Genomic DNA, 11,460 nt, shown 5'->3' with positions numbered 1-11,460 from the left:
CCGGCGGGTCGTCGAGAAGACCACCGCCCCGACGCCCAGCAGTGCCGCCACCGCGCCGCCGACCTGGGCCGTGCGCGCGGCCGCGCTCGTCGGCGGGCGCTCGGTCAACCCGAAGTCGGAGTCGCCGGGCTGCGCCACCGACGGCGCGGGGGTGTCCGGGACCGCCTCGGGGTCGCGTGGCGTCACCGGCTCGTGCTCGTCGACCGGCAGCACGCTCTCGGAGGTCTCCGTCGAGTACTGGATGCCGTAGTGCAGGTAGAGCTCGGCCTCCTGGTCGGTGGTCAGCTCGCGGCTCTCACCGAACCGCGGCGCGGCGACGACGGCGGTGCGCTCGACCACCACCCGCACCCGGCCGTCGACCTCCGTCGCGTCGAGCAGCGGGACGACGACGGTGTCGCCGTCCACCGTGGCGTACATCCACTCGGGTGCGCCGGTCTCGTCGTCGGCCAGCAGGTGCGTGATCTCGCCGATCTCCGCGTCGTCGCGGCCGACCACCGTCATGCCGACCCAGTTGCGCACCGAGTCCCGGTCGGGCAGAGCCATGGCCGATCTCCCACCTGTTCACGCGGGCGGGCCCCGATGGCCCCGCCTCTCCTGTCCCGCCGACTACCCCGGTCCTCCGCGCCCAACCCGACCCTCTTGGCGCGGGCGATGCACGGGCCGACCAGCGACGACGCCGTCACGCCCGCGGGTCCCTCCCGACGACGGCCGAGACCAGGAGCAGCTTGACCAGCCAGTCACCGCCGTGGATGGCGGCCTGCTGCCAGGGCACCTTCTCGTGCACCACCGACCCGGTCAGCAGCACCACCGGGAAGGCGGCCCACAACCCGGCGCCCAGAGCGAGCGCGTCGCGCGGGCCGCGGGCCGGCAGGCGGTCGGCGAGCAGGGACACCGCGGTGGCGACCACCCCGCTGCGGACCAGTTCGACGGGGGCCACCACCGCAGGCGAGAGGCCGGGTCCGGCGTAGGCGTCGTCCAGGCGGGCCAGACGGGCGCCGAAGGCGGCGTACCAGGCCGAACTGGCCGCGAACGCCCCTGCGGCTGCGGCGGCGACCCGCAGCGGCGAGACGGCGCTCACGACGCGTCCTCCACGGTCGGCGCCCTCGTGGACCACTCGTGCATCTCTCCTCCTCGCGACGGTGTCGACGGGCAGACGTGCTCCGGCGGCCGGACTCATCGGTCGGGGTGCTCGCGTTGACGGGCGGGTGCGGGGAGCCCACGCTGCCCGGATGAGCGTCGTCCCGTTCCCGACCCCCGGCCGGTGGACGTGGGAGAGCGCGCGCGGCCGCACGCGGGCCGTGCGCGTCTCACCGCACGCCGAGACCGGCGTGCTCGCCCTCAGCCTGTGGCGGGACGACCGGTGCGTGGGCAGCGTGCACCTCACCCCCGAGGAGGCGGCGTCCCTGGTCGGGCGGCTGTCCGAGGCCCTGGCCGGCCTGGCCGCGCCACCGTCCCCGGCTCCGCCCGACCCCGTCGAGGACCGACTCGAGCACCTGGAGCGGCGGCTGCGGGCGCTCGAGGAGGGGACGCCGCCGGCCTGACGGCGGACGGGTCAGGGAGGTGGCTGCGCCCAGTCGATCCGTGCGGCCAGCACCCGCAGCCGCGCGCCGAGCACCGGGTCCACCGACGCCGCCCGGGCCACCCGGCCGAGGACGTGGTCGCGGAAGGTCGCCGGGTCGCGGTCGCGCACCTGCGAGGCCCAGCCGTGGACGGCGCAGTTGTGCAGCAGCGCCCGCAGCGCGTCCCGCTCCGGCCGCGGCAGCGTGGGCCGCTGGAGGTCAGGTCGTCGACGTAGCGGGTGTGGACGGCGCCCGAGGCCGCGGCCAGCCCGGCCAGCCGGCGGTCCAGCCGCGTGCACACCAGGTTGGCCAGCGCCGGCGACGTCGGCGCGCCTCGTGGCAGGTGCGGGACGGCCAGCCGCCGCCCGAGCCGGCGGTGCCGGTCGCGGCCGTCGGCGTCCTCGGGCACCGGCACCCGCCGCCACACCGCCGCGGGCACCACCGTGGTCGCCAGCCCGGTCAGCGCGTGCGCCACCGGCTCGGTCAGCCCGACGACGCCCTGCAGCACCCCCCACACCCGGCCGGCCGGTACGCCGGCGAAGAACGCCTCGAGGTCCATGCCGAGCACGACGTCGGCCCCGGGCGTGGGGCAGCGCCGCCGTCCGCCCGGACCGCCCGGGCACGCAGCCGTGCGCCGCCGGGTGCACCGGCACCGGCGCCAGCACGTGCCGCAGCACCCGGCGCTGCGCCTCCCGGAGCCGCGGCTTGGGCGCGGCGAGCAGCCGCACACCGCCCGCCGGGCGCGGCACCGTCCGCCACCGGTAGTGCCGCAGCGCCTCGTCGTCCGCGGTGCGCTCCCAGGAGCGGACGTCGGCGAACCAGGCCAGCTCGCCCTGGTCGAGGTCGAGCAGCCGGGCGAGCGCGGCCAGGTCGGGGACGTCGGCCGCGGGCGCGCGCACCCGGACGGCGCGGGTCGGCACCGGCTGCCGGAGCACCACGCGCGGCGGGACTCCGGCCGCCTCGCCGCGCGCCCAGCCCCCCGTCGTCCGCACGAAGGCGGCGAGCTCGCGCGGCCGGTCGGCCGGGGCGTCGCGGTAGGTGAGCAGCACCTCGGCGACCAGCGCGCCGACCCACCGCGGCGCCCGGGCGTACCCGAGCGCGACGGCCACGCGGCGCACCGCCTCCCGCCGCCGCCACGGCCCGGCGAGGAGGGCGGTGGCGATGCCGGACGCCGTCGCCGCGGCCTGCCGCCCGGGAGTCACGTGCGCGGCGGGGCGGGCAGCCGCTCCCTGTGGGAGTCGCCGGTGCGTGCGCGGAGCGCGCCGTCCGGCGGGTGGTGCCGATGGTGGCCGTGACGAACCGCCCCGGGGTCACCCCGGGGGGACCGGCTCTCGCCGGTGGTCCTGCCCGTCCCGCCGCGCACGGGCCGCACGGTAGCGGCACCGGCCGACACCGATGAGTTCCCGGCGCCGGGACGGTCCTCCCCGTGACGGAGCACCAGGGAGGGGACGACGTGACGACGGACGACGGGATCCGCGCGGCGACGGCGGCCGAGCGGCGCGCGCAGGTGGCGCTCTACGAGTCGCTGACCGACGAGCAGTGGGACGCACCGAGCCTGTGCGCCGGGTGGCGGGTGCGGGAGGTGCTCGCCCACACCACGATGCCCTTCCGCTACTCGACCGGCCGGGTGCTGCGGGGGATGGTGCGGGCGCGGGGCAGTTTCGCCCGCTTCGCCGACCGCGCCGCCCGGCGCGACGCCGCCGGGATGACACCGGCCGAGCTGCTCGCCTCGCTGCGCGACAACGTCGACTTCGCGTGGTCCCCACCGGGCGGCGGGCCGCTCGGCGCGCTGTCGCACGACGTCATCCACGGCCTCGACACCTCCGCCGCGCTCGATCTCGACGACCGGTACGCCTCTCCGGAGCGGTGCGCGCTGGTGCTCTCCGGCCTGCAGCCCAAGCAGCTGCGGTTCTTCGGCGTCGACCTCACCGGTGTGCGGCTGCGGGCCGTCGACGCCGACTGGTCCTACGGCGACGGCGAGGTGGTCGAGGGCCGCGCGCAGGACCTGCTGCTCACCGTCTGCGGCCGCCGGCAGCGCGCCGGACGGCTGAGTGGCCCGGCGGCCGAACGGCTGGCCGCCGGCTCGCCGGGCTGACGCCTCGAGCGGGCATCGCCCCGCCGGACCCAGCACCGCCCGGTCGTGGGCGAGCGGGTCGCGCGCGGAGCAGGCAGGCTGGGCAGGTGAGCTGGCTGGTCACCGGGGGAGCCGGGTACGTCGGGGCGCACGTGGTCCACGCCATGGTGGCGGCGGGTGAGGACGTCGTCGTCCTCGACGACCTGTCCAGCGGCGACGCCGGACGGCTGGCCGGCCTGCCGCAGGTGCGGCTCGAGGTCGGCTCGGTGCGCGACCGGGGCACGGTCCGCCGGGTGCTGCGCGAGAACGGCGTCGCCGGGGTCGTCCACCTGGCCGGGCGGAAGCAGGTCGCCGAGTCCGTCGCCGACCCGCTGCTCTACTGGGCGGAGAACGTCGAGGGGCTCATCTCGCTGCTCGAGGGCTGCCGGGCCAAGGGCGTCACCCGCTTCGTGTTCTCCTCCAGCGCCTCGGTGTACGGCACGCCCGACGCCGACCGGGTTCCCGAGGACACCGCCTGCTGTCCGCTGTCGCCGTACGGCCGCACCAAGCTCGTCGGGGAGGACCTGCTGCGCGACTGCGCCGCATGGGGTCTGACCTCGACCAGCCTGCGCTACTTCAACGTCGCCGGCGCCGCCGCCCCGGAGTTCGGTGACCGGGGGACGGCGAACCTCGTGCCGCTGGTCTTCGAGGCCCTGGACGCCGGCCGGCCGCCCCTGCTGTTCGGCGACGACCACCCCACGCCCGACGGCAGCTGCGTGCGCGACTTCGTGCACGTCTCCGACGTCGCCGACGCGCACGTGGCCGCCGCCCGTGCGCTCGTCGCGGGACGGCCCGGCGGCACCTACAACGTCGGCCGCGGCGAGGGCAGCAGCGTGCTGGAGGTGCTGCGCGTGGTGGCCGAGGTCACCGGTGGCGACACCACCCCCGAGGTGACCGGCCGCCGTCCCGGTGACGCCGCCCGCGTGGTCGCCGCCGTCGACCGGATCGCCACCGACCTCGGCTTCCGCGCCACCCGCGACCTGCGCGAGATGATCACCAGCGCCTGGACCGCCTGGCGCGCGCTGCAGCCGCTCTGACCTCGCCCGCCGGACCTCGTGCTCTGGTCCGCACCGGGGGCAGAGCACGAGGTCGCCGGCTCGGCCCACCCGCGCCCGTCGGCCCTAGAACGCGTCCCCGGTCCGCCAGGCCATCTCCTGCAGGATCAGCGTGTTGCCGTCCGGGTCGGTGATCCAGGCGTACCGGACACCGCCGCCGACGTCGACCACCTCGCCGACGTCGACACCGCGGCCGACCAGGTCCGCGCGCGCCTGCTCGATGTCGGCGACCACCAGGTGCAGACCCCGCAGCGTGCCGGGCGCCATGTCCTCGTAGGCGGGCAGGCCGGTGCCCATGCCGATCGAGCAGGCCGACCCCGGCGGCGTCAGCTGGACCACCCGCACCCCGTCGGCCGGCCGGACGTCGACGTCCTCGACGAAGCCCAGCCGGTCGACGTAGAAGGCCTTCGCGCGGTCGACGTCGGTCACCGGGACGGGCACCAGTTCGAGCTTCATCTCCACCGGGCACTCCTCATCTCACCGGCAGCCGGGTGCCACCTGCTGACCGAGACCGCCGCGGACGCCGCAGCTCATCGCCGCCGGCGCAGGGAAGGTCAGGACGCCGGGGTGCCGGCCGCGGCGAGGACGGCGCGGGCGTCCGCGTCCGCGAGCAGCACCTCGGGCAGCCCGGCCAGCGCCGTCCGCACGTGCTCCGGCCCGCCGAACTGGAAGCCGAGCTGGGTGGCGTAGCAGGCGCAGGCGTCGGCCCGCCGGTCCAGGTCCTGGGGGAGCTCGACCGTGGTCAGTCCGCCGGGGAGGTCCGGCCCGGGGACGGCGTCGGGGTCGCGCAGCACGTAGGGCGCGTCCCGCCACCACAGCACCGGGCGGCCGGTGCCGGCCACCGCGCGCAGCACGTGCAGGTGGTCGACGTGCGACCCCAGCGCCTGCGGGGCCAGCCACAGGTCGCCCGGGACGTCGGCCAGCGCCGCGCGCACGTCCCGCCAGGCGTCGTCGCCGTCGTGCACCCCGGCGAAGAGGTCCGGCGCGCTGGTGTAGCCGCGGTGCGGCGCCTCGGGCAGGTCCAGGTGCAGCGGCGTCGCGCCGAGCACGGCCATGGCGGCGGCGTCCTCGGCGCGCCGCAGGGCCATGTAGTCGACGTCGGCCGGCAGTCCCTTGTCGAGCTGGCAGGCCAGCGCGAAACCGGCCGGGTCGGGCACGCTGCGCGTGAAGCAGGTGACCACGGTGACCTCGTGCCCGGCGTCGGCCAGTGCGGCGAGCGTGCCGCCCACCGAGAACGCCGCGTCGTCGAGGTGCGGGCTGACCGCGGTGACCCGCATCAGAGCAGGTGCGCGGCCGGCCGGAACCGGCAGGACAGGTCGACGTCGGCCGGCACGGTCCAGCCGCCGTCCGGCGTCGTGCCCGCCACCTGGCGGTACACGGCGTCGATCGAGCGGGCCAGCACCGGCCACGAGTAGAGCCGGCGGACCTCCTCCAGCGCCGTCGTCGCCAGCCGGGCGCGCAGGCCGGCGTCGCCCAGCAGCCGGTCCAGCGCCGCGCGCAGCCCGGCGACGTCGCCCGGCTCGTGCAGCAGGCCGTTCTCCTCGTGCCGCAGGCAGTCGACCACACCGACGCTGTCGGTGCTCACCGTCGGCAGCCCGCTGGCCATCGCCTCGAGCAGCGTGTTGCTGAAGCCCTCGCTGTAGGTCGGGCTGACGAAGACGTCGGCCGAGCGGTACACCGCGGGTGCCTCGTCCGGCGGCACGTAGCCGAGGAACGTCGTGCGGTCGTCGGCCCGGGCACGGGCCTCGTCGAGGTCCGGGCCGATGCCGGAGACGACCAGCCGGACACCGTCGGGCAGCGCTGCCAGCAGGTCGAGCACACCCTTGCGGCGGTCGACGCGACCGTGGAAGAGCAGCACCGGCGGGTCCTGCAGCGCACCCAGCGGCCGCTCCGCCGGGGTGAACCGGCGGGTGTCCGTCGCGCCCGGGACGATCGTGAACCGCGCCGGGTCCGAGCCGAGGTTGCCGACCACCTCGTCGCGGAAGCTGGCGCTGCCGATGAGCACTGCGCTGGCGGAGTCGACGACGGTGCGCATGGCGTGCGCGTGGGTGCCGCAGCAGGTGCCCACCCAGTGCCCGTCGCCGCCCTGGATGCTCACCACGGCCGGCAGCCCGGTCTCCCGCGCCGCGGCCAGCACCGCCAGCCCCGGCGGGTAGCCGTACTGGGCGTGCAGCACGTCGAACGGGCGGTCGGCGTGCAGGCCGACGACGGTGCGCACGAGCTCGTCGATGTCGCCCTCCCAGTCGGCGGGGACGACGGTCTCGCCGCGGCTGGGCAGCGCGTGCACCTCGACGCCGGCGGGCACGCGGTCCGGCGGGGGCGGGCCGCCGCCGTACACGCGGGTGCCGGCCTCGTCGTCGCGGTACTGGCTGACCAGCACCACCTCGTGGCCGAGCGCGACCAGCTCGCGCAGCAGGTTCTCCGCGTAGACGCTCATCCCGCTGACCGCGGGCCAGTAGCGGCGGCTGACGAAGCAGATCCTCATGCCCGCTCCGCCTCCCGCAGCGTCGCGATCGAGCGCGGCACCATCTCGTGCGCCCGGTGCCCGTCGCGGGAGAGCTCCAGGGTGACCAGCCGGTCGAAGGACGCCTCCCGCAGCGCGCGCAGCACCGCCGGCAGGTCGACGTCGCCCGCGTCGAGCGGCAGGTGGTCGTGCACCCCGCGGCGCATGCCCTCGACGGCGACCGTGCCCAGGTGCGGCGCGAACCGGGTCACCGCCTCCTCGGGCGCGTACGCCCCGGCGACGACGCAGTGCCCGGTGTCCAGCGCCAGCGTGATCCCCGGTGAGCCGGCGGCCAGCCGCGCCCAGTCGTCGCAGTCCTCGACCAGCATCCCGGGCTCCGGCTCGACGGCGAGGGCGTAGGACCGCCCGCCGTGGCTGTCGACCAGCGCCCGCACGCCGTCGGCCAGCCAGCCCCACGCCGCGTCGCGGTCGACGCCCGGCTTCGGCACGCCGGCCCAGAAGCTCACCGCCTCCGCGCCGAGCACCTCGCCGAGGTCGCAGGCCAGGCGCAGGTAGGCCAGTCGCCGCGCCCGGCCCTCGGCATCGGCCGTCACCAGCGTCGGCTCGTGCTTGACCCGCGGGTCGAGCAGGAACCGCGCGCCGGTCTCCACCACCACGCCGAGCCCCAGCTCGTCGCAGCGGGCGCGCACGCGCTCCGCCCGGGCGAACGCGTCGTCGGCGAAGGGGTCCAGGTGGACGACGTCGAGGGTCAGCGCCACCCCGGCGTAGCCGCAGTCGGCGAGGAAGGTCAGCGCGTCGGACAGCCGGTGCGAGGTCAGGCCGTTGGTGTTGTAGGCGTACCGCAGCCCGCTCACGAGTCGAGGACCTCCGCGACCACGTGCCGGCCCGGCTCCCGGTACAGCGCGTACAGCGCGCCCACCCGCCGGTCGGCGCCGGCGCGGTCGAACCACGCCGGGCCGCCCAGGCGCTCCTCGGCCTCGGCGGTCAGGTGCACCCGCGCCCAGCCGCCGGGGTCGGCGCCCACCACCGCCAGTCCCTCGTCGTGCTCGATGAGCCGGCGCACGCCGCGCTCGCCGATCCGGCCGTAGGACATCGTCTCGACCTCCAGCCCGGTGACCAGCACCTTCGCCGCGACCGCGTCGCCCACCGAGGGCTGCAGCTCCACCAGCACGTCGTGCCCGGCGGCCTGCACCGCGCCGGTGACCTGCGCGTGCAGGTCGTCCCCGCGCCAGGTGGGCAGGTCGGCCAGCCGCACGGCCGAGCTGCGGGACAGCACGCTGTCCTGCAGCAGGTCGACCAGCGCTCCGGTGCCCATCCGCGTCCAGTCGAGCATCGCCTGCAGCGCCCGGTCCTCCTCCACCAGCCGCTCCGGCGGGTGCCCACCGCGCCAGTGGTCGAGGTAGCCGGGCGGCGTCGCCGGCAGGACGACGTCGTACGGCCCGTGCATGAACGCCTTGCGGCTGCGCGCCGAGGCGAACTCGTGCAGCGCCTTGCGGACGGCGGTGTCGCGGTCGGGGTGCGCGGCCTCCCCGCACGCCGTCGCCATGACCGGCACCGGCTCCGAGCCGTCCCGCGAGCAGCCGACCGCGTACACGTCGACGACGCCGAGGTCGGTCGACGCCAGCTTCACCACGACGTCGATGCCCGCGGCGTCGAGCCGGTCGAGCAGCGCCAGCGCGTCGGGGTCGCGCAGGCCGTCGAGGTCGACGACGACGCCGCGGTCCATCGCCCGGAACGCGGTCGCGTTGCCGTCGCGCTGCAGCACCTCGAGCAGCGCGTGGGTGACCGCCCGGTCGGCGTCGAACGCCGCCCCCTGGCCGTTGGTGATGACCGTGGTCAGCCAGCCGCCGGGCGGCGGGTCGCCGGGCAGGTCGTCGGGGGCGGAGGCGACCAGCTCGGCGGGCACGAGCACCCGCTCGCCGTCGCGCAGCCGGGTCGTGGGCAGCCACTGCAGCACGCGGTCGTCGGAGTGGTCGCTGCCGGCCTCCAGGCACAGCGTGCGCGGGTCGGCCACCCGGTCACGGCCGTGCCGCCGGGCCATCTCGGCGTAGGAGCCCTGCGCGCGCGAGACCCCCTGGTGCGCCCGCAGCGACAGCGCCATCTCGGCCATCTCGCCCATCGCGCCGGTGCGGGCCTCCTCGCGGGTGGCGCCGTAGCCCAGCCCGCTGCCGCCCGGGTGGGTGGCCGAGGTGGTGAGGACGGCGCTGTGCAGCGGCACGTCGAGGACGTCGATGCCCTCGATGGCGAAGTCCTCGACCGGCGCGGGGAACGAGTCGCGGTACCGCTGCGACGGCGTCACCTCGACGGCGGTCACAGCTCGTCCAGGGGGACGGGCGCGGCGTCCGGCGGCCCGGACAGCAGCCGCTGCACCAGGTGGACGACGTGGTCGGTGGTGACGCCCGGGACCATCTCGAACGGCGTCGCCACGGTGCCGAAGTCGAGCTCCGCGACGACGGCGAGCATCTCGCGCAGCTCGCCGTGCGACAGCGGGATCTGCGCGTGGAAGGCCTTGTGCGCGCTCAGCGCCGCCGGCTCGCCGTCGGGGGAGAGGTCGACCTTGAGCGAGTCGCCGCAGAAGAGGACGCCGCGGCGGCGGTCGTGCAGCACCGAGTGGCCGGCGAAGTGCCCGCCGGTGCGGTGCAGGGTGAGGTCGGGGGCGAGCGCCAGGACGTCGTCGGCCGGCCACGTGACCCGGAAGGCCTTGGTCCACACCAGGTCGTGCACGTTGACGCAGACGACCCGCGGCTCCAGCTCCTGCTGCAGCTGCCACAGCGCGCCGTAGCCGTGCACGTGGCTGGACGCGAGCACCGGGAAGCCGCCCTTCTCGGCGGCCATCCGGCGCAGCTCGGCGAGCATGTCGGCGGTGTACCAGGGCGCGCACTCGAAGCCGACCAGCCCGATGTCGGTCTCGATCACCCAGCCGCGGCTGTCGAGGCCGAAGCGCGGCTCGGTGCCGAACTCGGTGACGCCGTCGACCGGCGCCGGCCGCCAGGTGCCGGTGACGAGCTCGTCGGCCTGCTTGTCGGTGACGAACTCGAAGCCGTGCTCGGGCAGCGCGTTGCGGACGTCGGCGCAGACCGGGCAGACGAGCGGGCCGGGCGCCGGCCAGCGCTGCCAGTGCCCGCAGTTGGTGCAGGCGTAGGCGGGCAGGTCGGGCAGCAGGCCGCGGTAGGGGTTGGTGTCGACCTGGCTGGTCCCGTGCCGGGCCCCGGGGTCGGCGGCGGGGTCGGTGGCCCGGTCGATGGCGCCGGGCACGGATGGGGAGGTCACGGTTTCCCTCCGTCGAGAGCGGTGAGGAGCAGGCGGTGCAGGGCGAGGTCGCGGGCGGGGTCGTACGGCCACCACGCGCCGCCCGCGACCGCGTCGGTGAAGGCGGCGAACTGGGCCTGGAACGGCGTGGTGCCGGTGGCGAAGGGGACGTCCACCGGGTCGGGGCGGTACAGCGTGAGCGAGCCTCCCGCCGTCTGGCCCATGGTGTCGACGGCGACCGCCAGGCCGCGGGTGCCGACCACCTCGAGTCGACGGCGGGGCAGCGCGTCGGGGGTGTTGAAGGCGACGTGCAGGCTGACCAGCACCCCGCCGTCGGTGCTGCCGGTGAGCAGCGCGCCGTCGTCCACGCCGTAGTCGTGCACCCGGGTCTGCAGCAGCGCCGACAGCGTCGTGACGTCCTCGCCGAGCAGCGTGCCGACCAGGTCCAGGCCGTGCGGCGCCAGGTCGATCGCGGCGCCGCCGCCGGCGCGGGCCGGGTCGACCCGCCAGTTGTCGTGCGGGCGGCCGTCGGGCGTCCAGTCCTCGGGCAGCCAGCAGCAGTAGACGATGCGGACGGCGGTGACCGTGCCCAGCTCGGGCACCAGCTCGCGCAGCCGCACGTGCGCGGGGTGCCAGCGCTGGTCGTAGGCGGTGCCCAGCAGCACCCCCGCGCCGGTGCACGCGTCGACCAGCGCCTGCGCGTCGCCGACGTCGGCGGCCAGCGGCTTCTCGCACAGCACCGCTCTGCCGGCCGCGGCGGCCGCCTCGACCAGCGGCCGGTGCCCGGCGTTGGGGACGGCGACGTAGACGGCGTCCAGTCCCGGCGTCGCCAGGAAGTCCGCCAGGTCCGTCGTCCGGTGTGCTCCCTCGACCGGCATCCGCTCCAGCGCGGCCGGGTCGAGGTCGTGCAGCGCGACCACCCGGGCGTCGGGGACGGCGAGCAGCGCGGGCAGCGCGTGGTCGCGCGCCACCCAGCCGCAGCCGGCGACGCCCCAGCCGATGCTCATGCCGTCCCCCCGT

The 11,460-nt window shown here is 76.7% G+C and carries 13 protein-coding genes; 3 read left to right on the top strand and 10 right to left on the bottom strand.

Annotated elements, in window-relative coordinates; genetic code table 11:
* Both ABQ292_RS06765 and ABQ292_RS06760 read right to left on the bottom strand, forming a co-directional pair.
* Positions 1-543: PRC-barrel domain-containing protein (locus ABQ292_RS06765; RefSeq protein WP_369204550.1), on the bottom strand; the 543-nt coding region annotated here is incomplete at its 3' end.
* A 136-nt stretch (positions 544-679) separates the two neighbouring features.
* Positions 680-1,078, bottom strand: a complete 399-nt coding sequence (locus ABQ292_RS06760; protein WP_369204548.1) for a DUF1761 domain-containing protein — start codon at positions 1,076-1,078, stop codon at positions 680-682.
* Between the two features lie 151 nt (positions 1,079-1,229).
* Between ABQ292_RS06760 and ABQ292_RS06755 the strand changes: the two genes are divergently transcribed.
* Positions 1,230-1,541, top strand: coding sequence for a hypothetical protein (locus tag ABQ292_RS06755; RefSeq protein WP_369204546.1), 312 nt, complete (start codon positions 1,230-1,232; stop codon positions 1,539-1,541).
* Positions 1,542-1,552: 11 nt separating this feature from the next.
* Here ABQ292_RS06755 and ABQ292_RS06750 read toward each other — a convergent pair whose 3' ends face one another.
* The gene (locus ABQ292_RS06750; RefSeq protein WP_369204544.1) at positions 1,553-2,761 is read right to left on the bottom strand and encodes an RNA-dependent RNA polymerase family protein; all 1,209 of its coding nucleotides are present in this window, start codon (positions 2,759-2,761) and stop codon (positions 1,553-1,555) included.
* Between the two features lie 224 nt (positions 2,762-2,985).
* Between ABQ292_RS06750 and ABQ292_RS06745 the strand changes: the two genes are divergently transcribed.
* Both ABQ292_RS06745 and galE read left to right on the top strand, forming a co-directional pair.
* Positions 2,986-3,654, top strand: a complete 669-nt coding sequence (locus ABQ292_RS06745; protein ID WP_369204542.1) for a maleylpyruvate isomerase family mycothiol-dependent enzyme — start codon at positions 2,986-2,988, stop codon at positions 3,652-3,654.
* 86 nt (positions 3,655-3,740) lie between these two features.
* Positions 3,741-4,709, top strand: coding sequence for a UDP-glucose 4-epimerase GalE (gene galE / locus ABQ292_RS06740; RefSeq protein ID WP_369204540.1), 969 nt, complete (start codon positions 3,741-3,743; stop codon positions 4,707-4,709).
* A gap of 84 nt (positions 4,710-4,793) precedes the next feature.
* Here galE and ABQ292_RS06735 read toward each other — a convergent pair whose 3' ends face one another.
* From ABQ292_RS06735 to ABQ292_RS06705, 7 genes are all read right to left on the bottom strand, one after another.
* A complete protein-coding gene (locus ABQ292_RS06735; RefSeq protein WP_369204556.1) occupies positions 4,794-5,183 on the bottom strand; it encodes a VOC family protein in 390 nt (129 codons plus the stop codon).
* Between the two features lie 98 nt (positions 5,184-5,281).
* On the bottom strand, positions 5,282-6,004 hold the full coding sequence (locus tag ABQ292_RS06730; RefSeq protein ID WP_369204538.1) for a PIG-L deacetylase family protein: 723 nt from the start codon (positions 6,002-6,004) through the stop codon (positions 5,282-5,284).
* Positions 6,004-7,212: a glycosyltransferase family 4 protein gene (locus ABQ292_RS06725; RefSeq protein WP_369204536.1), complete on the bottom strand. Its 1,209-nt coding sequence runs from the start codon at positions 7,210-7,212 to the stop codon at positions 6,004-6,006. The genes ABQ292_RS06730 and ABQ292_RS06725 overlap by 1 nt, the downstream gene beginning before the upstream one ends.
* Positions 7,209-8,045 (bottom strand): sugar phosphate isomerase/epimerase family protein, encoded by an 837-nt coding sequence (locus ABQ292_RS06720; protein ID WP_369204534.1) that lies wholly within the window; start codon positions 8,043-8,045, stop codon positions 7,209-7,211. Before ABQ292_RS06720 ends, ABQ292_RS06725 begins: the two co-directional genes overlap by 4 nt.
* Entirely contained in the window at positions 8,042-9,505 is a 1,464-nt protein-coding gene (locus ABQ292_RS06715) for a YcaO-like family protein (RefSeq protein ID WP_369204532.1), read from the bottom strand. The genes ABQ292_RS06720 and ABQ292_RS06715 overlap by 4 nt, the downstream gene beginning before the upstream one ends.
* Complete coding sequence (locus ABQ292_RS06710) at positions 9,502-10,461, bottom strand: MBL fold metallo-hydrolase (protein ID WP_369204530.1); 960 nt, start codon at positions 10,459-10,461, stop codon at positions 9,502-9,504. The genes ABQ292_RS06715 and ABQ292_RS06710 overlap by 4 nt, the downstream gene beginning before the upstream one ends.
* Positions 10,458-11,447, bottom strand: a complete 990-nt coding sequence (locus tag ABQ292_RS06705; protein ID WP_369204528.1) for a Gfo/Idh/MocA family protein — start codon at positions 11,445-11,447, stop codon at positions 10,458-10,460. Before ABQ292_RS06705 ends, ABQ292_RS06710 begins: the two co-directional genes overlap by 4 nt.
* Positions 11,448-11,460 lie beyond the last annotated feature (13 nt).

Source organism: Geodermatophilus maliterrae (assembly GCF_041018925.1).
Classification (GTDB): Bacteria; Actinomycetota; Actinomycetes; order Mycobacteriales; family Geodermatophilaceae; genus Geodermatophilus; species Geodermatophilus maliterrae.
The sequence above is the reverse complement of the archived record's forward strand: the minus strand, read 5'-3'. Positions and strand labels throughout refer to the sequence as shown.

What these genes read in the sequence shown, in the direction of transcription:
- ABQ292_RS06755 (WP_369204546.1), top strand. Translation starts at nt 1,230, where the DNA reads ATGAGCGTCGTCCCGTTCCCGACCCCCGGCCGGTGGACGTGGGAGAGC.
- ABQ292_RS06735 (WP_369204556.1), bottom strand. Translation starts at nt 5,183, where the DNA reads ATGAAGCTCGAACTGGTGCCCGTCCCGGTGACCGACGTCGACCGCGCG.
- ABQ292_RS06730 (WP_369204538.1), bottom strand. Translation starts at nt 6,004, where the DNA reads ATGCGGGTCACCGCGGTCAGCCCGCACCTCGACGACGCGGCGTTCTCG.
- ABQ292_RS06725 (WP_369204536.1), bottom strand. Translation starts at nt 7,212, where the DNA reads ATGAGGATCTGCTTCGTCAGCCGCCGCTACTGGCCCGCGGTCAGCGGG.
- ABQ292_RS06705 (WP_369204528.1), bottom strand. Translation starts at nt 11,447, where the DNA reads ATGAGCATCGGCTGGGGCGTCGCCGGCTGCGGCTGGGTGGCGCGCGAC.